The sequence below is a fragment of the Pseudomonas sp. LB3P31 genome (assembly GCF_054897945.1).
Map to the genome: position 1 here is coordinate 3,290,001 of NZ_CM142710.1, position 20,424 is coordinate 3,310,424.

The 20,424-nt window shown below is 58.6% G+C and carries 25 protein-coding genes (1 of these 25 cut by a window edge); 16 read left to right on the forward strand and 9 right to left on the reverse strand.

Going from position 1 to position 20,424, the window contains the following annotated elements; genetic code table 11:
- Positions 1-719, reverse strand: the 5' portion of a protein-coding gene (locus ACYZTK_RS14805) for an acyl-CoA dehydrogenase (RefSeq protein ID WP_462010574.1). The gene continues 463 nt to the left of window position 1, outside the view; 719 of the gene's 1,182 nt are visible here — the first part of the coding sequence; its start codon is at positions 717-719; its stop codon lies off the left edge, out of view.
- A gap of 157 nt (positions 720-876) precedes the next feature.
- Here ACYZTK_RS14805 and ACYZTK_RS14810 point away from each other — a divergent pair, with 157 nt between their 5' ends.
- The 10 genes from ACYZTK_RS14810 (at position 877) to ACYZTK_RS14855 (ending at position 10,755) form a co-directional block, all read left to right on the forward strand.
- Positions 877-1,776: a LysR family transcriptional regulator gene (locus ACYZTK_RS14810; protein ID WP_462010575.1), complete on the forward strand. Its 900-nt coding sequence runs from the start codon at positions 877-879 to the stop codon at positions 1,774-1,776.
- Between the two features lie 436 nt (positions 1,777-2,212).
- A complete protein-coding gene (locus ACYZTK_RS14815; RefSeq protein WP_462010576.1) occupies positions 2,213-3,334 on the forward strand; it encodes a Re/Si-specific NAD(P)(+) transhydrogenase subunit alpha in 1,122 nt (373 codons plus the stop codon).
- A gap of 15 nt (positions 3,335-3,349) precedes the next feature.
- Positions 3,350-3,673: an NAD(P) transhydrogenase subunit alpha part 2 gene (locus ACYZTK_RS14820; protein ID WP_007947884.1), complete on the forward strand. Its 324-nt coding sequence runs from the start codon at positions 3,350-3,352 to the stop codon at positions 3,671-3,673.
- Complete coding sequence (locus ACYZTK_RS14825) at positions 3,673-5,106, forward strand: NAD(P)(+) transhydrogenase (Re/Si-specific) subunit beta (protein ID WP_462010577.1); 1,434 nt, start codon at positions 3,673-3,675, stop codon at positions 5,104-5,106. Before ACYZTK_RS14820 ends, ACYZTK_RS14825 begins: the two co-directional genes overlap by 1 nt.
- 190 nt (positions 5,107-5,296) lie before the next feature.
- Positions 5,297-6,790, forward strand: coding sequence for an acetyl-CoA hydrolase/transferase family protein (locus ACYZTK_RS14830; RefSeq protein WP_462010578.1), 1,494 nt, complete (start codon positions 5,297-5,299; stop codon positions 6,788-6,790).
- 381 nt (positions 6,791-7,171) lie between these two features.
- Positions 7,172-7,324, forward strand: coding sequence for a DUF1127 domain-containing protein (locus ACYZTK_RS14835; RefSeq protein ID WP_370694728.1), 153 nt, complete (start codon positions 7,172-7,174; stop codon positions 7,322-7,324).
- A gap of 381 nt (positions 7,325-7,705) precedes the next feature.
- Positions 7,706-8,023, forward strand: a complete 318-nt coding sequence (locus ACYZTK_RS14840; protein WP_045059072.1) for a DUF2388 domain-containing protein — start codon at positions 7,706-7,708, stop codon at positions 8,021-8,023.
- A gap of 108 nt (positions 8,024-8,131) precedes the next feature.
- Entirely contained in the window at positions 8,132-8,449 is a 318-nt protein-coding gene (locus ACYZTK_RS14845; protein WP_462010579.1) for a DUF2388 domain-containing protein, read from the forward strand.
- Positions 8,450-8,476: 27 nt separating this feature from the next.
- Positions 8,477-8,797 (forward strand): DUF2388 domain-containing protein, encoded by a 321-nt coding sequence (locus tag ACYZTK_RS14850; RefSeq protein ID WP_462010580.1) that lies wholly within the window; start codon positions 8,477-8,479, stop codon positions 8,795-8,797.
- Positions 8,794-10,755 (forward strand): DUF7844 domain-containing protein, encoded by a 1,962-nt coding sequence (locus ACYZTK_RS14855; RefSeq protein WP_462010581.1) that lies wholly within the window; start codon positions 8,794-8,796, stop codon positions 10,753-10,755. The genes ACYZTK_RS14850 and ACYZTK_RS14855 overlap by 4 nt, the downstream gene beginning before the upstream one ends.
- A 15-nt stretch (positions 10,756-10,770) precedes the next feature.
- On the opposite strand, the gene trpA is transcribed toward ACYZTK_RS14855, so the two are convergent.
- The gene (gene trpA / locus ACYZTK_RS14860; RefSeq protein WP_462010582.1) at positions 10,771-11,583 is read right to left on the reverse strand and encodes a tryptophan synthase subunit alpha; all 813 of its coding nucleotides are present in this window, start codon (positions 11,581-11,583) and stop codon (positions 10,771-10,773) included.
- On the reverse strand, positions 11,583-12,818 hold the full coding sequence (trpB, locus tag ACYZTK_RS14865; protein WP_462010583.1) for a tryptophan synthase subunit beta: 1,236 nt from the start codon (positions 12,816-12,818) through the stop codon (positions 11,583-11,585). Before trpB ends, trpA begins: the two co-directional genes overlap by 1 nt.
- A gap of 112 nt (positions 12,819-12,930) precedes the next feature.
- On the opposite strand from trpB, the gene ACYZTK_RS14870 reads away from it, so the two are divergent.
- Positions 12,931-13,824: a LysR family transcriptional regulator gene (locus ACYZTK_RS14870; protein ID WP_462010584.1), complete on the forward strand. Its 894-nt coding sequence runs from the start codon at positions 12,931-12,933 to the stop codon at positions 13,822-13,824.
- On the opposite strand, the gene ACYZTK_RS14875 is transcribed toward ACYZTK_RS14870, so the two are convergent.
- On the reverse strand, positions 13,821-14,147 hold the full coding sequence (locus ACYZTK_RS14875; RefSeq protein WP_045059079.1) for an ElaB/YgaM/YqjD family protein: 327 nt from the start codon (positions 14,145-14,147) through the stop codon (positions 13,821-13,823). The genes ACYZTK_RS14870 and ACYZTK_RS14875 overlap by 4 nt on opposite strands.
- 157 nt (positions 14,148-14,304) lie before the next feature.
- On the opposite strand from ACYZTK_RS14875, the gene ACYZTK_RS14880 reads away from it, so the two are divergent.
- Together ACYZTK_RS14880 and ACYZTK_RS14885 are read left to right on the forward strand one after the other, a co-directional pair.
- Positions 14,305-14,520 (forward strand): dodecin, encoded by a 216-nt coding sequence (locus tag ACYZTK_RS14880; RefSeq protein WP_462010585.1) that lies wholly within the window; start codon positions 14,305-14,307, stop codon positions 14,518-14,520.
- A 121-nt stretch (positions 14,521-14,641) separates the two neighbouring features.
- Positions 14,642-14,863, forward strand: a complete 222-nt coding sequence (locus tag ACYZTK_RS14885) for a DUF1161 domain-containing protein (RefSeq protein WP_462010586.1) — start codon at positions 14,642-14,644, stop codon at positions 14,861-14,863.
- Positions 14,864-14,929: 66 nt separating this feature from the next.
- Here the strand turns inward: ACYZTK_RS14885 and ACYZTK_RS14890 are convergent, their stop codons facing one another.
- Positions 14,930-15,931: an LLM class flavin-dependent oxidoreductase gene (locus ACYZTK_RS14890; RefSeq protein ID WP_462010587.1), complete on the reverse strand. Its 1,002-nt coding sequence runs from the start codon at positions 15,929-15,931 to the stop codon at positions 14,930-14,932.
- A 245-nt stretch (positions 15,932-16,176) separates the two neighbouring features.
- On the opposite strand from ACYZTK_RS14890, the gene ACYZTK_RS14895 reads away from it, so the two are divergent.
- Together ACYZTK_RS14895 and ACYZTK_RS14900 are read left to right on the forward strand one after the other, a co-directional pair.
- Positions 16,177-16,608 (forward strand): OsmC family protein, encoded by a 432-nt coding sequence (locus ACYZTK_RS14895; RefSeq protein ID WP_462010588.1) that lies wholly within the window; start codon positions 16,177-16,179, stop codon positions 16,606-16,608.
- Between the two features lie 176 nt (positions 16,609-16,784).
- On the forward strand, positions 16,785-17,024 hold the full coding sequence (locus tag ACYZTK_RS14900; RefSeq protein ID WP_462010589.1) for a DUF1161 domain-containing protein: 240 nt from the start codon (positions 16,785-16,787) through the stop codon (positions 17,022-17,024).
- A gap of 6 nt (positions 17,025-17,030) precedes the next feature.
- On the opposite strand, the gene ACYZTK_RS14905 is transcribed toward ACYZTK_RS14900, so the two are convergent.
- Positions 17,031-17,450: a PA0061/PA0062 family lipoprotein gene (locus ACYZTK_RS14905; protein WP_462010590.1), complete on the reverse strand. Its 420-nt coding sequence runs from the start codon at positions 17,448-17,450 to the stop codon at positions 17,031-17,033.
- 40 nt (positions 17,451-17,490) lie between these two features.
- The gene (locus tag ACYZTK_RS14910) at positions 17,491-17,913 is read right to left on the reverse strand and encodes a PA0061/PA0062 family lipoprotein (RefSeq protein ID WP_462010591.1); all 423 of its coding nucleotides are present in this window, start codon (positions 17,911-17,913) and stop codon (positions 17,491-17,493) included.
- 60 nt (positions 17,914-17,973) lie between these two features.
- Between ACYZTK_RS14910 and ACYZTK_RS14915 the strand changes: the two genes are divergently transcribed.
- Complete coding sequence (locus ACYZTK_RS14915) at positions 17,974-19,074, forward strand: aminopeptidase (RefSeq protein WP_462010592.1); 1,101 nt, start codon at positions 17,974-17,976, stop codon at positions 19,072-19,074.
- 82 nt (positions 19,075-19,156) lie between these two features.
- Here the strand turns inward: ACYZTK_RS14915 and ACYZTK_RS14920 are convergent, their stop codons facing one another.
- The gene (locus tag ACYZTK_RS14920) at positions 19,157-19,807 is read right to left on the reverse strand and encodes an HAD family hydrolase (protein WP_462010593.1); all 651 of its coding nucleotides are present in this window, start codon (positions 19,805-19,807) and stop codon (positions 19,157-19,159) included.
- Between the two features lie 27 nt (positions 19,808-19,834).
- Entirely contained in the window at positions 19,835-20,380 is a 546-nt protein-coding gene (locus ACYZTK_RS14925) for a gamma carbonic anhydrase family protein (RefSeq protein ID WP_462010594.1), read from the reverse strand.
- Positions 20,381-20,424 lie beyond the last annotated feature (44 nt).

Sequence of the window (20,424 nt, forward strand, 5' to 3'; positions counted from 1 at the left end):
CCGCGCACGTCCGGGAAGATGTTCTCTTCGGGAACGAACACGTTGTCCATCACGATCTCACCGGTGATCGAAGCCCGCAGGCCGACCTTGCCGTGGATCGCCGGAGCGCTCAGGCCTTTCCAGCCTTTCTCCAGGACAAAACCGCGGATGTCGCCGGCGTCGTCCTTACCCCAGACCACGAACACGTCGGCGATCGGGCTGTTGGTGATCCACATTTTGCTACCGGTCAGGCTGTAACCACCTTCAACCTTGCGCGCACGAGTGATCATCGCGCCCGGGTCGGAACCGTGGTTAGGCTCGGTGAGGCCGAAACAACCGATCCACTCACCCGACGCCAGTTTCGGCAGGTACTTCTGTTTCTGCGCTTCGGTACCGAATTCATTGATCGGCACCATGACCAGCGAGGACTGCACGCTCATCATCGAACGGTAACCGGAATCGACCCGCTCCACTTCCCGGGCGATCAGGCCGTAGCTGACATAGTTCAGGCCACTGCCGCCGTATTGTTCAGGGATTGTTGCGCCCAGCAGGCCCACTTCACCCATCTCACGGAAGATCGCCGGGTCGGTCTTCTCATGGCGGAAAGCTTCCAGAACACGCGGCGCCAGCTTCTGCTGAGCAAATTGCTCGGCGGTGTCGCGAATCATGCGTTCTTCTTCAGTGAGCTGTTGATCCAGCAGCAGGGGATCGATCCAGTTGAAGCTAGCTTTACCGGCCATGAGCAAGTCCTCTCGAAAGGCATCAAATAACGTGGACTGATCCTAGGCCTGCTCAGGCATCACGGCAAACGAGGATTTTGCATACTGTTGTGCTAATTTCTCACTCCGTAACATTGCACGAGCTCAATTATGCGACGGATTAGTGAGGTGGACGTACATGCGCAGAAAGATACCCAGCACAACCGCCCTGATCAGCTTCGAGGCAGCCGCGCGCCATGAGAGCTTTACCAAGGCAGCCCAGGAGCTTTCGCTCACCCAGGGCGCGATTTGTCGACAGATTGCCAGCCTTGAGGAATTTCTCAGCGTCGAATTGTTCCGACGCTCCCGGCGCGGAGTGAAACTTACCGAGGCCGGGCTTTCCTACAGTCGTCGAGTGGCCACCCAACTGGATGCGGTTGAACGCGATACCTTGTCTGTGATGGGCCAGCAAGGCGCCAGCGTCATCGAACTGGCGGTAGTGCCGACATTCGGCACGCAATGGCTGCTGCCTCGGCTAAAGGACTTCCAGCACAAACACCCGGAAGTCACGGTCAACCTGACGAACCGGACGCGACCCTTCCTGTTCGCTGATACCGATTTCGATGCGGCCATCTATTTTGGCGATGCAGACTGGTCGGGTACCGAATCCCACAGGCTGATGGGAGAAAATCCGATGCCTGTGTGCAGCCCGAGCCTGCTGCAGAATCAAACCCATCTGACCCCGGAAGAAATAGCCGAGCTGCCACTGCTGCAGCAGACCACCCGCCCCTACGCGTGGCGCCAGTGGTTCAACTCGCAGAACCTTAATATCCCGCGGGACATGACAGGCCCGCGCTACGAGCTATTCTCCATGCTCGCCCAGGCGGCCATGCACGAGATGGGGATTGCACTGATTCCGCCGTTCCTGATTCAACGTGAACTGGCGGAGAAGCGCCTGGTGATTGCGAACCCCAAAGCACTGTCGAGCATCAAGGCCTATTACCTGATGATTCCTGAGCGAAAGGTCGAATCGGCCTCTTTAAGGGCTTTTCGTGACTGGCTGGTTGGTCAAGCGCAGGGCTACAGCCTCGATTCGTAAAGGCTCACGGTGATTAACTGACCTCGTAGTCAGCAAACTGAAAGCCCTACAGATATAATTATTTGTCGCATTTACGCAGACTGTGCTGACAAGGTGTGAAATCCTGTCACAAGCACCTGAAGTCGCGGCTTTGCGCCGTTATTTAGGCGCAATAGCGGTTCATTCACCTGACTCATGCGCAAATTCTAGAATTCCGCAGAAATCGCCTGTAAGCCCCGTAATGTAAGGGCCCATCCCAAAAGCTTGCGACATTCGGTCACGGGGTGACTTGTAGTTAATTTTCCGTCACGCATCATAATCCCTTGAAGGGCGCAAAGTTCGCCTGCAAAATGCCGCGCCCCGCCCTGATTTAGCGGGATCGTGCTGATCGGCCGCCCCAGCTCGCACCATCCGTAGTGCCTGGGTTTACTCAATAAGATCACGCAGGAGATTTGACGTGCACATTGGTGTTCCTCTCGAAACCCAGACGGGTGAAACGCGGGTTGCTGCAACCCCGGAAACCATCAAGAAGCTGATCGGCCAGGGTCATAAGGTCACTGTACAAAGCGGCGCCGGGGTTAAAGCCAGCGTTGTCGACAGTGCCTATGAAGCGGCAGGCGCGATTATTGGCAGCGCCAATGATGCGTTTGGTGCCGAGCTGATTCTCAAGGTGGTCGCTCCCAGCGACAGCGAACTCGCTTTGATCAAGAGCGGAACCGTAGTTGTCGGCATGCTCAACCCGTTCAGCAATGAAACCATTGCCAAGCTGGCCGAGTGCGGCGTTACCGCGTTTGCGCTGGAAGCGGCGCCACGCACCTCCCGGGCCCAGAGCCTGGACGTGCTGTCATCCCAGGCAAACATTGCCGGCTACAAGGCCGTGTTGCTGGCCGCTCACCACTATCCGCGCTTCATGCCAATGCTGATGACTGCAGCGGGTACCGTGAAAGCGGCGCGCGTGTTGATTCTTGGCGCCGGTGTTGCCGGGCTGCAGGCGATTGCCACGGCAAAACGCCTGGGGGCCGTAATCGAAGCGTCTGATGTACGTCCTGCGGTAAAAGAGCAGATCGAATCCCTCGGCGCGAAGTTCGTTGACGTACCTTACGAGACCGATGAAGAGCGTGAATGCGCCGTCGGTGTCGGCGGCTACGCGCGGCCAATGCCCGCCAGCTGGATGCAACGTCAGGCCCTGGCCGTGCACGAACGCGCCAAGCAGGCTGACATCGTCATCACCACTGCCCTGATCCCGGGCCGCAAGGCGCCGACGCTGTTGAGCGCCGAAACCGTGGCACAGATGAAGCCAGGCTCGGTGGTCATCGACCTCGCAGCGGCCCAGGGCGGCAACTGCCCGCTGACCGTGGCGGACCAGGTGGTTGTCGAGAATGGCGTGACCATTTGCGGCCCGACCAACCTGGCCGGCGCAGTCGCGGCGGATGCTTCGGCACTGTATGCACGCAACCTGCTGGACTTCCTGAAGCTGGTCTTCAACAAGGAAGGCCAGTTCGAGATCAACCTCGAAGACGACATTGTCGCCGCGTGCCTGATGTGCCGCGACGGCCAAGTCATCCGCAAAAACGCCTAAGCAGGGATTCAGACGATGGAAGAGCTTATCTCCCCCGGTATCTACAACCTGATCATCTTCGTGCTGGCGATTTATGTCGGTTACCACGTGGTCTGGAACGTTACTCCAGCACTGCACACCCCCCTGATGGCGGTGACTAACGCCATCTCCGCGATCGTGATCGTCGGCGCCATGCTGGCCGCGGCGCTGACCGTGACCCCGCTGGGCAAGACCATGGGCACCCTGGCCGTGGCCCTGGCGGCAGTGAATGTGTTCGGTGGCTTCCTGGTCACTCGCAGGATGCTTGAGATGTTCAAGAAAAAAGCCCCGAAAGTCGTAAAAGAAGAGGCGCCCAAGTAATGAGCATGAACCTTGTAACGACGCTCTACTTGATCGCGTCGATCTGCTTCATCCAGGCCCTGAAAGGCCTGTCGCACCCGACCACGTCCCGTCGCGGCAACCTGTTCGGCATGCTTGGCATGGGCCTGGCGATCCTCACCACCGTGGGCCTCATCTATAAGCTGGGCGCTGAGCTTGCCACTGCTGGCATCGGCTACGTCATCGTTGGCTTGCTAGTGGGCGGTACCGCCGGTTCGATCATGGCCAAGCGCGTCGAGATGACCAAGATGCCGGAACTGGTCGCCTTCATGCACAGCATGATCGGCCTGGCTGCGGTCTTTATTGCCATCGCAGCGGTGGTCGAGCCGCAGTCCCTGGGCATCGTCAAACACCTGGGTGATGCAATCCCGGCGGGTAACCGTCTGGAACTGTTCCTCGGCGCGGCCATTGGTGCAATTACCTTCTCCGGATCGGTGATCGCGTTCGGCAAGCTCTCCGGCAAGTACAAGTTCCGCCTGTTTCAGGGTGCACCGGTACAGTTCGGCGGTCAGCACAAACTGAACCTGTTGCTGGGCCTGGCCACGCTGGCATTGGGCATTACGTTCATGCTCACCGGCAACCTGGGCGCCTTCGCCCTGATGCTGGCACTGGCTTTCGTCCTCGGCGTGCTGATCATCATCCCGATTGGCGGCGCGGACATGCCGGTAGTGGTATCGATGCTTAACAGCTACTCAGGTTGGGCCGCAGCGGGTATCGGTTTCTCGCTGAACAACTCGATGTTGATCATCGCCGGCTCGCTGGTGGGTTCGTCCGGTGCCATCCTCTCGTACATCATGTGCAAGGCGATGAACCGTTCGTTCTTCAACGTATTGCTGGGTGGTTTCGGCAATACGGCTGATGCAGGTCCTGCAGGTGCCACGGAAGCCCGTCCGGTCAAATCCGGTTCGGCTGACGACGCAACCTTCCTGCTGACCAACGCCGACACCGTGATCATCGTCCCTGGCTACGGCCTGGCGGTGGCTCGTGCACAGCATGCACTGAAAGAGTTGACCGAAAAGCTGACCCACCGTGGCGTAACCGTGAAATACGCGATCCACCCGGTAGCGGGCCGGATGCCTGGGCACATGAACGTACTGCTGGCTGAGGCCGAAGTGCCTTACGACCAGGTGTTCGAGATGGAAGACATCAACTCCGAGTTCGGCCAGGCCGACGTGGTGCTGGTGCTCGGAGCCAACGACGTGGTCAACCCGGCGGCGAAGAACGATCCGAAATCGCCGATTGCCGGCATGCCGATTCTCGAAGCCTTCAAGGCCAAGACCATCATCGTCAACAAGCGCTCGATGGCCAGTGGTTACGCCGGCCTGGACAACGAACTGTTCTACCTCGACAAAACCATGATGGTGTTCGGCGACGCGAAGAAAGTCATCGAAGATATGGTTAAAGCAGTCGAGTAAAAGCTGCTCCAGCGCAATACCGAAAACCCCGGCCTTTAGTAGGCTGGGGTTTTTTATTGCCCATGAAAATCCCGTCGAACCCGACCAAAGGCTCTAAATCAGCGGTCTGCATTCGACCATGGTAGCGGGAGGATTTTTTTTGAAATCACTAAACTGCACACCTTGCTTCCGTTGCCCGAGATAACCATCCATGTACCGTGATCGTATTCGCTTGCCTTCGTTGTTGGATAAGGTGATGAGCGCCGCTGACGCTGCCGCCCTGATCGAGGACGGCATGACCGTCGGCATGAGCGGTTTCACCCGCGCCGGCGAAGCCAAGGCCGTGCCCCACGCACTGGCCGAGCGCGCCAAAATCACTCCGCTGAAAATCACCTTGATGACCGGCGCCAGCCTGGGCAACGACCTCGATAAACAGCTCACCGAAGCCGGCGTACTGTCACGACGCATGCCGTTCCAGGTGGACAGCACCCTGCGCAAGGCGATCAACGCCGGCGAGGTAATGTTCATTGACCAGCACCTGTCGGAAACCGTCGAGCAACTGCGTAACCAGCAGCTCAAGCTGCCGGATATCGCGGTCATCGAAGCCGTGGCGATTACCGAACAAGGCCACATCGTTCCCACCACTTCGGTCGGCAACTCGGCCAGCTTCGCGATTTTCGCCAAGCAAGTGATCGTCGAGATCAATCTCGCACACAATCCGAATCTGGAAGGTTTGCATGACATCTATATCCCGACTTATCGGCCAACCCGCACGCCGATTCCGCTGGTAAAGGTCGACGACCGCATCGGCAGCACTGCCATCCCGATCCCGCCGGAAAAGATCGTCGCGATCGTCATCACCAACCAATCGGACTCGCCCTCCACAGTACTGCCGCCAGACGTCGACACCCAGGCCATCGCCGATCACCTGATCGATTTCTTCAAGCAGGAAGTCGCTGCCGGGCGAATGACCAACAAGCTTGGCCCGTTGCAGGCGGGCATCGGCACCATCGCCAATTCGGTGATGTGCGGCTTGATCGATTCGCCGTTCGAAGACCTGACGATGTATTCGGAAGTGCTTCAGGATTCCACCTTCGACCTGATCGACGCCGGCAAGCTGACCTTTGCATCCGGCAGTTCGATCACCTTGTCGGCCCGACGCAACAGTGACGTGTTCGGCAATCTGGAGCGCTACAAGGACAAGCTGGTCTTGCGTCCGCAGGAGATCTCCAACCACCCGGAAGTGGTGCGTCGACTGGGCATCATCGGCATCAACACGGCGCTGGAGTTCGACCTGTACGGCAACGTCAACTCCACCCATGTGTGCGGCACACGGATGATGAACGGCATCGGTGGTTCCGGTGACTTCGCGCGAAATGCCCACCTGGCTATCTTCGTGACCAAGTCCATTGCCAGGGGCGGCGCGATCTCCAGCGTCGTGCCGATGGTCAGCCACGTTGACCACACCGAACATGACGTCGACATCCTCGTGACCGAAGTGGGCCTCGCCGACCTGCGCGGCCTGGCGCCGAGAGAACGGGCACGCGTGATCATCGACAACTGCGTGCATCCGGACTACCGCCAGGCGCTGGATGACTACTTCACAGCTGCCTGCGCCATCGGTGGCCACACCCCGCACATCCTCCGTGAAGCCCTTAGCTGGCATATTAACCTGGAAGAAACCGGACGCATGCTTGCTGTATAAATAGTACAGATGGCCGCTGGCGCAAACACAGTTTCGCCAGCGTGCAACTGCGAACACACCATCCTAGCAAAACTGTACTACTGTACCGGTCGGATCCTACAAAAAAGCCCCCTCTTTACTGGTCGAATCCGCATAAACGCACCAATTTAGTGCTTACAAGTACAGTTGCCTCAATTTAGACCAGTACACCGCCTATTAACAGTTAACTGGACCCTCACAATACAAGTGAACTGTATCTACAGGGACTGGCCAAACAAGAGGATCATTGGCATCAGTTAAACCACTACCTAATCCCGCCACAAGCGGAAGGATGTCACCATGGAACGTACACTCAGTTCCGAACTGTTCTTCGAAGATACCGCTGCAAAAACCCAGGCTTCGATGCCTCTTCGCGTTATCGCCAACCTGATGTTGTGGCAGCGCCGCATTTCCAGCCGCCATCAACTGGCTCGTCTGGATTCGCGTCTGCTGGCTGATGCCGGGATTAGCGAAGCACAACGCTACGAAGAGCTGAGCAAGCCGTTCTGGCGCTAAGTAGCGTCGCTGGCTCTGACCTGCAGGGTCCACCGCCAGCAACCCGAATCGAACAAACAAAACCCGTTGCGGGCAATCGCGACGGGTTTTGTCGTTTCAGGGCTGTAAAAACTAGTACCAGTACAGTTACAACGAGATTAAATACTTCAGGTACAGTCCCGTAGGAGCTGCCGAAGGCTGCGATCTCTTGATCTTCATTAGCCGCACCCAAGATCAAAAGATCGCAGCCTTCGGCAGCTCCTACGCGGTGTTTCTTCGGTTTAGGCTGTTCGAACGCCCCCCCCCAGGCCTAATATCCAACTGGAACGTGGCGAACGCTGCAAATCAGACGTCCAAATCAATAAGCCACTTCTCAATCGGTTCATTTAAAGGAGTTACACCATGTCCCGTCTTCGTCTGCTCAGCGCTGCAGCCCTGCTCGCCGTGGCTGCCAATTCCCACGCCACCAGCTTCATCGTCACCACCGATGCCGTAGTCGGCGCTCTGAAAGCTACTTCCGATGCGACTTCCGACGTCACCTCCTCGTTTCGTGACGACAAGATCGTCCGTGCCGCCCGTGATGACGCTGCCAGCTTCGTCGCCAGCGAAGGTTCGATCCGTGGCGTGAAGCTGGAAAGCGCGCTCGACCACATTCGCCACCAGGCGCCTCAGCTGAACGCAACCGACGCACAGCTGGCCCAGGCCATCCTGACTATCTGAATCGCGTGACTGACATGGGGCACGCAAGTCGTGTCCCATTGTTTCAGCGCTGGCTCTAAAACAGGCATTACGCTAGCCTCTGGACTCGCTTTTCAACTATCGAGTCTCATGCGTTTTCTTTCAAATCTGTTGCTCTCTCCGGTTTTAATTGCCATCTGCTGGTCGGGATCGGCCCAGGCTTATGACGCCTTCAACCTTTCCACCCAGGGCTTCGTTGCCAGCGGCTATGCCACAAGCATGGTGACCTCGGCCCCCTTCGACCGTAAGCTACTGCTCGCTGCTCAGGATGACGCTGCCACCTTCGTCGCCACCGACGGGGAAATGCGCGGCGCGCGACTGGAGTCCGCACTGGTTTATCTGCGCCACACACGGCCAAAACTTCATGCCAGCGACCTTGAACTGGCGCGGGCAATTCTCGTCCAATAGCTATCCCTGTACTTCCGGAGTCGTTCCATGCGTAACCCGCTGATTGCCGCCACCCTTGGCCTGTTGTTGTTGGCCGACGTGGCCCAGGCGCAAACCCTGGTAGCCACCAGTAACATCGTGATCCGTGCCAGCCAGCGCACGCTGGATTTCACTTCGGACACCACTACGTCGATCCGTGATTCGAAAATTGTCCGAGAAGCCCATGACGATGCCGCCAGTTTTGTCGCCAGCGATGGCGATATCCGCGGCGCGCACCTGGAAGCGGCTTTCGACACCTTGCGCACCCGCGTGCCTGAAGCACGCGACGCCAGTGATCAGGTACTCGCCGAAGCCATCCTCGCACTGTGAGGTCGGTAGGCGCCTGGCTGCTGGCCGGGGTCCTGTTGCTGCTCGGCAATACGGCCCAGGCTGACCTGCAATTACGGCTCAAGACCGCCGGCTTGAGCCCCGCGCAACAACAGGCCAGCCAGGCGCTGCTCGATGAAGCCATGCAGGCGTTGCCGCCGCGGTTCATCCAGCAACTCGACCGGCGCATCGACGTCGGCTGGACCGATGACATGCCCAGCAACGCTTACGGTCAGGCGTCACTGGTGTCTGAGCTAGACCTGAACCGCAACCTGCTCAACAGCCTCACGGACGGTAGCGCCGCGAGCAAAAAGACCTATCGCCCCCACGGCACCGTGCGCCGCGAGATGCTCGCTACGGTGTTGCACGAACTTACCCACATCTACGACCGCTCACGTCTGTGGACCGGCGCCGAACGCACCCTGATCCAGCGCTGCACGCGACGCAATAGCAGCGCCGGCCTGGTCGGTATGCCGGACGAGTGTCGGGGCCAGAACGATCGTCGTTTCACCATCAGCGACGATCCACGGCTGCTCGACCTCGCTGGCTGGCAGCAATATGTCGGACGTCGTGGTGAGCGTGAGCAGCATAACCGGCAGATCGCACGCAGCCCGGACATCTACGAAATCAGCAGTCCGAAGGAGTTCGTCGCGGTCAACATGGAGTATTTCCTCCTCGACCCGAGCTATGCCTGCCGTCGGCCCGCGCTTTATCGCTATTACCAGGAACACTTCGGCTGGGCACCCGCCGCCAAGGACACCTGTGCCAAATCTTTCGCCTTCCTCAACGCCGGCAACGACTTCGCCAAGGAGCCCTTGGGGCAGGTAGACCCGGAGCGCGTCTACGCCGTCGACTATCTGCTGGCCGAAGCCAACCAGAACTGGGTGAGTCGCTGGGGCCACAGCATGTTGCGCCTGGTGATCTGTGCGCCAGGACGCCCGCGAGGTCCGGACTGCCGGCTGGATCTTGATCAACACCTGGTGTTGTCCTACCGAGCCTTTGTCGGTGACGTGCAGCTATCGAGCTGGGACGGGCTGGTCGGGAAGTATCCGTCGCGCCTGTTTGTCCTGCCGCTGGCCCAGGTCATCGATGAATACACCAAGACCGAATTGCGCAGCCTGGCGTCGATCCCGTTGACCCTGTCGCGCAATGAGATCGAAGAAGTGGTCGAACACGCTGCCGAAATGCATTGGAGCTACGACGGCAACTACTTCTTCCTGTCCAACAACTGCGCCGTGGAAGGGCTGAAGCTGTTGCGCAGTGGTACCAACAACAAACAGCTGGTCGGCCTCGACAGCATCATGCCCAATGGTTTGCTGGAGGTGCTCAAGGGCCGTGGGCTGGCGGACACCAGTGTCCTCGATGACCCGCGTGAAGCCTTGCGCCTGGGCTATCGCTTCGACTCATTCCGCGACCGTTACCAGGCGATGTTCGAAGTGCTGAAAAAGCATTTGCCGATCAAGCAAGAGAAGGTCGAAGACTGGCTGGCGCTCAAGGCGCAAGAGCGGCGCAAGTGGATTGACCAGGCTGACCTGCGCACCAGTGCCGCCCTGCTGTTGCTGGAACAGGCAGCGTTCCGCCAACAATTGGTGCTGGCGCAGGATGAGGTCAAGCAACGCTACCTCGGCGCACGGGAATTGAAGAACGGCGGTATGGACAAAGCCAATGCCACCCTGCAGCAGATTCTCGCCAACAGCGGTTATCTGAGCCGGCCAGCCGAATTACTCGGCACCGGCGGCTACGGATTGCCGCAGCCGAGTGAATGGCAACGTCTGGAATCAGAAAGCAGCCTGCGGCAGAAACAGCTTCAGGTGCTGACTGGAGATTTGGACAAGGAAGTAAGAGCGCTGCTGGATCCGGCCCGAGCAGCAGAGATGGCGGAGAATGAAGCCAACCTGAAGCAGGTCGGCGAACATTTGCGCAAGTTGCACAAGGCAGCTGGAGGACTCGAGCTGCCTTGAGTAAAAACCGCGCTCTTAGCTGACACGAGCCTTGCGCACGCCTTCCGACAAGGCTGCGCAGAGGCTCAACACGCCGTCGATGGCCTGGTCAGGGGTGGTAGCGTTGGCGATGTGATCGATCAATGCCGAACCCACCACCACGCCATCGGCGAGACGTGCGATCGCCGCCGCCTGCTCTGGCGTACGAATACCGAAACCAATGCTGATTGGCAGATCGGTATGGCGACGCAGGCGAGCGACCGCTTCTTCAACGTGTTCCAGAGTTGCCGCACCAGCACCGGTCACACCGGCCACCGACACGTAATAAACGAAACCGGAGCTGCCGTTTAGTACGGTTGGCAGCCGCACGTCGTCAGTGGTCGGCGTCGTCAGGCGGATGAAGTCCAGGCCAGCTGCCTGGGCGGGTTCGCACAGTTCGCCGTTATGCTCAGGTGGCAGATCGACCACGATCAGGCCATCCACACCGGCCGCCTTGGCGTCTTCAATGAAGCGTGGCACGCCGTACATGTGGATCGGGTTGAAGTACCCCATCAGCACCAGCGGCGTATCGGTATTGCCTTCCCGGAACTCGCGAACCATCTGCAGAGTTTTCGCCAAGTTCTGCTTGGCACCCAAGGCGCGGATGTTGGCCAGCTGGATTGCCGGACCGTCGGCCATTGGATCGGTGAACGGCATGCCCAGCTCGATGACATCGGCACCTGCGCCTGGCAGGCCCTTGAGGATCGCCAGGGAAGTCTCATAGCTCGGGTCGCCAGCAGTGACGAAGGTCACCAGGGCGGCGCGATTCTGTTCCTTGAGTTCGGCAAAACGCGTTTGCAGGCGGCTCATCAGTGTTTCTCCTGCTTGGATTGCTGTTGTTGAGAGAGCTCCATGTGGTGCATTACGGTCTGCATATCTTTGTCGCCACGGCCAGACAGGTTGACCACCATCAAGTGATCTTTTGGCAGCGTAGGTGCGCGCTTGAACACTTCCGCCAGGGCGTGGGCGCTTTCCAGTGCTGGAATGATCCCTTCCAGGCGGCAGCATTTATGGAATGCGTCGAGTGCTTCGTCGTCAGTCACGGAGGTGTACTGCACGCGGCCAATGTCATGCAACCAGGCGTGTTCCGGGCCAATGCCTGGGTAGTCCAGACCGGCGGAAATGGAGTGAGCGTCGATGATCTGGCCGTCATCGTCCTGCAGCAGGAAGGTACGGTTGCCGTGCAACACGCCAGGCACCCCACCGTTCAGGCTCGCTGCGTGCTTGCCGGTTTCGATACCGTGGCCGGCAGCTTCAACGCCGATGATCTCAACGCTCTGGTCGTCCAGGAACGGGTGGAACAGGCCCATGGCGTTGGAGCCGCCACCGATGCATGCCACCAGGCTGTCTGGCAGACGGCCTTCCTGGGCCTGCAATTGGTCGCGGGTTTCCTTGCCGATGACGGCCTGGAAGTCACGCACCATGGCAGGGTAAGGATGCGGGCCCGCCACCGTGCCGATCAGGTAGAAAGTGCTGTCGACGTTGGTCACCCAGTCACGCAGCGCCTCGTTCATCGCATCCTTCAATGTACCGGTACCGGCCACCACTGGAATCACTTCCGCGCCCAGCAGCTTCATGCGGAACACATTGGCCTGCTGACGCTCGATGTCAGTGGTGCCCATGTAAATCACGCAATCCAGACCAAAACGCGCCGCTACCGTGGCAGTTGCCACGCCGTGCATGCCCGCACCGGTCTCGGCGATGATGCGTTTCTTGCCCATGCGCCGCGCCAGCAGGATCTGGCCAATGCAGTTGTTGATCTTATGCGCGCCGGTGTGGTTCAGCTCTTCGCGCTTGAGATAGATTTTCGCGCCGCCACAGAATTCCGTCAGGCGTTCGGCGTAGTAAAGCGGGCTCGGACGTCCGACGTAGTCGCGCTGGAAGTAGGCCAGTTCTTCCTTGAATGCCGGATCTTCCTTGGCCACTTCATATTCGCGGGCCAGGTCGAGGATCAACGGCATCAGGGTTTCAGCGACGTAACGGCCGCCGAAGGCGCCGAACAGGCCGCTGGCATCGGGGCCATTGCGCAGATTAGTCTGGGTCATGAGTCGCTCCAGTTGAATTCGTGTGATGACAATGAGGTTCACTTTACCCCTGACGTGCAGCGCTGAAAACCGATAAGATCGCCGCAACCTGTCAGGAAAACTCACAGATCCCATGAGCCATGACCTTCCTCCGTTAAACGCCCTGCGCGCCTTTGAGGCGACTGCCCGCCTGAACAGCGTGAGCCAGGCGGCCGAGCAATTGCACGTCACCCATGGGGCGGTAAGCCGGCAGCTGAAGGTGCTCGAAGAGCATCTGGGCGTCAGTCTTTTCGTCAAGGATGGACGCGGCCTGAAACTCACAGATGCAGGCACTCGTCTACGGGATGCCAGCAGTGAAGCCTTCGAGCGCTTGCGCTCGGTTTGCGCCGAGCTGACGCAAAGCACTGCAGATGCACCGTTCGTGCTTGGCTGTTCAGGCAGCCTGCTGGCGCGCTGGTTCATTCCGCGCCTGGGCCGGCTGAATGCCGACCTGCCGGACCTGCGCCTGCACCTGTCCGCAGGCGAAGGCGATCTTGATCCGCGGCGCCCTGGGCTGGATGCACTGCTGGTATTCGCCGAGCCACCCTGGCCGGCCGATATGCAGGTTTACCCCCTGGCCAGCGAACGCATCGGCCCGGTGATGAGCCCGCGTTTCGCCGGATATGTAAAATTGCAGGATGCACCGGCGAGCGCACTGCTGGGCGAACCACTGCTGCACACCACCTCGCGTCCACAAGCCTGGCCGAGCTGGGCGCAGCAAAGCGACCTCGACGCCAAAGCGTTGAAGTACGGGCAGGGTTTCGAGCATCTGTATTATTTGCTGGAAGCGGCGGTTGCCGGGCTGGGAGTAGCAATTGCACCCGAACCGCTGGTGACCGAAGACTTGAAAGCGGGTCGCCTGGTTGCGCCATGGGGATTTACTGAAACCCAGGCGCAACTGGCGTTGTGGTTACCCAAGCGCGCCGCAGACGGGCGCGCCGAGCAGCTGGCGCAATGGCTCAGGAACGAGCTGCGCCAAGCTGATTAGTCACCACGTTTGCACAGCAGGTAAGCAGCCAGCAGACCCAGTGCACCCACGGCAACACCGGCGGTGGTCCAAGGGTGCTCCTGAGCGTAATCTCGAGTAGCAATCCCGGTTTCGCGGGTTTTGACTTTGACTTCTTCGTAGGCATCGCTGAGCAGATGACGCGAATGCTTCAGAGCGCTTTCAGCGTTGGCTTTCAAGACTTTCAGGGTTTTGCGCGACTCGTCCGAGGCGTCATCCTTCAGGCTTTCCAAAGACTTAAGAAGACTCTCGATCTCGGCTTCCATGCTTTGCAATGAGGCTTTACGTAAAGAGGTGTTGGCCATGGTGGCTCTCCTGCATTGGTGATGAGTGGCGTGTGTTGGTTGGGACTACAGGGGTTTGAGAAAGTGCAGTAAATCTGAACTTCTGCATCGCATTGACCGACAGAAGTAATACGAAAATTCACTGCTAGTCTGTAATTCATACCCCAAGGAGAACGCCATGACCGATCACCATACGTACAAGAAAGTCGAGCTGGTTGGCTCGTCTGCCAGCAGTATCGAAGACGCGATCAACAACGCACTGGCCGAAGCCAGCAAGACCATCAAGCACCTGGAATGGTTTGAGGTGACCGAGACCCGCGGGCACATCAAGGACGGCAAAGCCGCGCATTTTCAAGTAACACTCAAAGTCGGCTTCCGGATTGCCAGCAGCTGAGTTTGAGCTAGTCTTCTGAACTTGCGCGCTGGCCGAATGCCATAGGGAATGGCAAAGCGCTACATGAGTGCGCCTGGATGAAGCTGGGCGCCCCTATTACTCCGACCAGAGAATGCATCCGATGAAGAAGTTTATTTTGGCGGTAGGTTTGTTGAGCCTTGCCGGTACGGCACTCGCTGCCGGCAAACCGTGCGAAGAGCTCAAGGCCGAAATCGCCGCGAAGCTCGATGCCAAGGGCGTTTCTGGTTACTCGCTGGAAATAGTCGACAAAGGCACTGCGGCTGACGGAAAAATCGTTGGTACCTGCGAAGGCGGCGCCAAGGAAATTGTCTACAAGAAGTAAGTTGGTGCGGCACCCCTGAAGCCGACGCAGTGTGGCGTCGGCTTTTTTATGCGCGGCGTTTGAGTATCAGCCCTGCATGGCTTGCGCCAACAGCTCATAGGAATGAACCCGGTCGGCGTGTTCGTACAGGTCGCTGGTGAAGATCAGTTCATCCGCCTGAGTCTGCTCGATCAACACTTCCAGTTTGGCGCGGATCTTCTGCGGGCTGCCGACCATTGCCAAGCCCAGGAAATCCCCTACCGCTTCCTTCTCGTGAGGCAGCCACAGGCCGTCCATGGTTTTCACCGGTGGGCGCTGCACCAGGCTCTGCCCACGCATCAATGCAAGGATTCGCTGGTAGACCGAGGTCGCCAGGTAATCGGCCTGCTCGTCAGTATCGGCAGCCACCAACGGCACGCCCAGCATCACGTAAGGCTTGTCCAATACCGCCGAAGGCTTGAAATGATTGCGGTAGACACGGATCGCCTCATGCATGAAGCGCGGTGCGAAATGGGAGGCGAAGGCGTAGGGCAAACCGCGCTCACCGGCCAGTTGCGCGCTGAACAGGCTTGAACCCAGCAACCACACCGGAACATTGGTGCCGGTGCCCGGCATGGCGATAATCCGTTGATCCGGCGTGCGGGGGCCAAGGTAGCGCATCAGTTCTGTTACATCAGCGGGGAAGTCGTCGGCACTGCCGGAACGCTCACGCCGCAAGGCGCGGGCAGTCATCTGATCGGAGCCGGGGGCACGACCCAGGCCCAGGTCGATACGGCCTGGATAGAGACTTTCGAGTGTGCCGAACTGTTCGGCGATCACCAGTGGCGCGTGGTTGGGCAACATCACCCCGCCGGAGCCGACGCGAATGGTCGACGTACCACCGGCCAGGTAGCCCAGCAATACCGAAGTCGCCGAGCTGGCGATGCCGTCCATGTTGTGGTGCTCGGCAACCCAGAAGCGGTTGTAGCCAAATTTTTCGACCTGTTGCGCCAGGTCCAGCGAATTGCGCAGGGACTGGGCGGCACTGCCGTTTTCCCGCACGGGAACCAGATCCAGGGTGGAAAACTTCACGTCGGATAGTCGTTTCATAAACCTGCTTCTCCAATCAGTGGGGGCGCAGGTTTTTTCTTGCGAACGAAAACCTGCCGAATCCATAAGCGTGTCTCATGCAATGAGGGCATATACCCGAGATTCAATAGCCAAGGCAAAAAACCTAGGAATATAGTAGGACTTTTCAGATCGGGTGAACTTTGCCCCCGCGTCTATCCTCAGAACCCTAGCAACCGAAAACCACGAAGGCGCGGCGATTCGCGCCCGATCTTGAGGAGGCAGACATGGCTATCACTAAGAAAGCATCGGCTCATTGGGAAGGTGACCTGAAAACCGGTATCGGCTCGATTTCCACGGAAACCGGGGTCCTGCGCGAAGCCCCTTACGGCTTCAAGGCCAGGTTCGAAGGCGGTAAGGGCACCAATCCGGAAGAACTGATCGGCGCGGCCCACGCGGGCTGTTTTTCCATGGCGTTTTCGATGATCCTCGGCGACGCCGGGCTCAAGGCTGACAGCATCGATACCAACGCCGAAGTGACCCTGGACCAGGTTGAAGGAGGTTTCGCCATCACGGCGGTGAAATTGGTCCTCAAGGCCAAGATCCCGGGTGCCACCCAGGAGCAGTTTGAAGAGTTGAGCAATAAAGCCAAAGAGGGCTGCCCGGTTTCCAAAGTGTTGAATGCGAAAATCACTCTGGATGCGACCCTGGTCAGCTAATTCTGCCCAGGCGGGACACAGATCGCTGTCTGCGGCAGCGTCTACCGAGGTAGACGCTGCCATGGGCGGCGATCTTTTTTGTCCTGAAACAAAACCCGGAAGGTCATACTGTGGTCGAATAAATGACAGCAGCTTTAGCGCACGGCCGTGCGCGCTGCCGGAAAAGGAGCTTCACCATGAAACGTTTTGCCTTGGCGATCATCTGCGGTGCACTGGCGACTTCGGCCATGGCAGCGCCCAAGGATTGCGAAGAACTCAGGAAAGAGATCGAGATCAAGATCCAGGCGAATGCAGTGCCTTCCTACACGCTTGAAATCGTGTCCAAGGAAGAAGGCGAAAAGCATGACATCGCCATGGTCGTCGGTACCTGCGAAAACGGCACTAAAGCCATCGTCTACCAAAAAAACGACAACTGATCTGGCTTACATCAGGCAGTTGACCTGCCGGTCTTCAGCGACGATCTCGCGCTTGGCGTTGTATAACCTGGCGCTTGGCGTGAATGCCAGACTTCGGGCTTCCAGCAGATAACGCTGGCCAGCCTCGAAATGGTCGTAGTTGATGGTCAGGTAGCATAGGCGCTCCACCGGGCCGGTCATCAGGCTGCCGCCGCCGCCAAACACTTCGAAGTCGAAACGTACCAGCAGTTCATGGCTGCCAGGCGCGACCTGGTAATAACGGCCATCACGCAACCGCTGGTTATCCAGACGCTCGGCCATCAACAACTTGCCGCCGGGGCTTGGCGTGGCAAAGTCTACCCAGGCCATCTGCGGGTTAATGGCCGGCATCGGGCTCTGGCAAGCGGCGACAAAACTGGTGGCGAGCAACAGCAGCAACCTGCGCATGATGAATGTCCTTGTGTCTGGACATTCAGCATAGCGCCGATCAAGTCCGCTGGCAGCCCGCCGGCGTGCCTTGGCCTATCACTTTGCGCTGTTGATCGTAGAGCTTCGCCCATGGGCGGAAACCTATGTTCCCCGCTTGGAGTTGATAGCGTTCGCCCGCATTGAAATCCTTGAATTTCACATTCAGTTGGCAATCGCGCCACAACGGCTCGGCGTCAGGGCCAATATTGGTCGCGGCGACCGGGAATTGGTAACGCACGGTCAATTCGTGGCTACCAGGCTCTACCTCGAAATAGCGCTTGTCGGTGGAGTCTTTGTCATCGACCTGCACTGCCTGCAGCGCGGTGTCTTGCTGCTGTGAGTCGAGGTCGATCCAGGCTTGCGAGGGATCGTGATAGGGCAATCCGAACCCAGCACAGCCTGTCAGCATCAACAGGCCGCCCGTCAGCATCAATTTGCGCATAGCGGAGCTCCAGTGCGGCGGGATAATCTTGCGGGCAGACTTCCCAGGAATAATTTTATTGTGATCAGGCCGTTTCCAAGCCATGGGTTACTTGATCGCGTTTTGCGCGTTTTGTTTCCGGGTGTGTTGCTTTTGTTGCTTAACGGTTGCGCCAGCGTCAGCTACTACGGCCAGTTGGCCAGTGGGCAGCTGCAGTTGCTGTGGTCTCGGGAACCAGTATCAGAGGTGATCGCCAATCCTCGGCGCAATCAGCAATTGCGTGAGCACCTGACCCAGTCACAAAAGGCCCGGGCGTTTGCCAGCGATCATCTGCACCTGCCGGACAATCAGAGCTACCGCCTGTATGCCGACATCGGGCGACCTTTTGTGGTCTGGAACGTATTTGCCACTGCGGAGTTTTCCCTGACCCCGCAGAACCATTGCTTCCCGATTGCCGGCTGCGTGGCCTATCGCGGTTACTACAGCCAGAGTGCCGCTCGCGGTGAGGCCGCTGTGCAGCGCCTGCAAGGTATGGACGTATCGATTGGCGGCGTCGAGGCCTATTCGACGCTCGGCTGGTTCAACGATCCGATTATCAGTTCCATGATGCATTGGGGCGACGAGCGGCTGGCAACGTTGATCTTCCACGAGCTCGCGCACCAACGCCTGTATGTGAAGGACGACACCGAATTCAACGAATCTTTTGCGACCTTCGTGGAGCAGGAAGGCACTCGGCAATGGCGCGCATTCCGTGGACTGCCTTTAGATAACGGTTCGCAGGCGCAGCAGCGGGATCAATTCATAGAACTGGTACTGCGAACGCGCACCCAACTCGAACAGCTGTACGCCCTGCTCTTGCCTCCAGAACAGATGCGCCAGCGCAAGGCGGCGCAATTCGAACGGTTACGCACTGAATACCGCAAGATCCGCGACAGCCGGTGGGGGGGAGACAAACGTTATGACGCCTGGATCAACGCCCCGTTGAACAATGCCCGACTGCTGCCGTTTGGTTTGTATGACCAGTGGGTGCCGGCGTTCGAGGCGTTGTTTCGGCAGGCGGGCGGGGATTGGCCTGCGTTTTACGCGGCGGCAGAAAAGCTTGGAGCACTGCCGGTGGAGGACCGCAAGCGAGCACTGAAGACATTGGCCTTGAAGGAGCGAGCTTATTCGCGAAAAACCTGAGAACGCCGCAGGGTGTCTGTTTTCCGGCGTTATCGTTAACGACCATCGCGAGCAGGCTCGCTCCTACAGACTTACCCCCCAACTAATTACTCAAAAACGCCTGATGCAAGCCAGCCAGCGTTTCAAAATGATAAGTCGGAGTTTCGGCGCTCAGTTCTTCGCGGCTGCCAAAACCATACCCCACTGCCGCCGCATCCAGTCCGTTGCTGCGCGCGCCGATGAGGTCGTGTTTGCGGTCACCGATCATCAAGGTGGTGGTCGGGTCCAGACTTTCTTCGGCCATCAGGTGCGCAATCAGCTCGACCTTGTTGGTCCGGGTGCCGTCCAGCTCGCTGCCGTAGATCACCTTGAAGTGTTTGCTGAAATCGAAGTGGCGGGCGATCTCCCGGGCGAAAATCCATGGCTTGGAGGTTGCGATATAAAGCTGTCGGCCTTGCCCGCCGAGGGTTTCCAGCAACGGTGTAACCCCGTCGAAGACCCGATTCTCGTAGAGCCCGGTGACCTTGAAGCGTTCACGGTAGAAGTTGACCGCCTCCCAGGCCTTGGGCTCATCGAAGTCGTAGAACTGCATGAACGCCTGCAACAGCGGCGGACCAATGAAGTGTTCGAGTTTGCTCAGGTCGGGCTCGTCGATCCCCAACTTGCCCAAGGCGAACTGGATTGAACGGGTAATGCCTTCGCGCGGGTCGGTCAGGGTGCCATCAAGGTCGAACAATACGTTCTGGTAATGCATGTTGAATCCTGAATTGAGTGTGCCGGGTCAGAGCTGGTCGTAGCCTTCAGCCAAGTGCAGATCTTTCAGCTTCACGTAGTTGGCCGCGCTGTAGGTGAAAAACGCGCGCTCCTTGTCAGTCAGCTCACGGACCTGTTTCACCGGGCTACCCACGTAGAGAAAGCCGCTTTCCAACCGTTTTCCCGGAGGCACCAGGCTGCCCGCGCCGATGATCACGTCATCGCCGACGACTGCGCCGTCCATGACGATGCTGCCCATGCCAATCAGCACCCGGCTGCCCACGCTGCAACCGTGAAGCATGACCTTGTGCGCAATGGTCACATCGTCGCCGATCAGCAACGGAAAGCCATCGGGATTGAACGGGCCGGCATGGGTAATGTGCAGCACGCAACCGTCCTGGACGCTGGTGCGCGCGCCTATTCGGATGCGGTGCATATCGCCACGGATCACCGTCAGCGGCCAGACTGAGCTGTTTTCGCCGATTTCAACGTCACCGATAACCACCGCCGAACTGTCGACAAAAGCACCGTTGCCCAGCAATGGCGTGTGGTTCTGATACTTGCGAAGCGTCACGATAGGCTCTCTCTCTGTTGCTGATAGCTGCGGTCGGCGTCGAT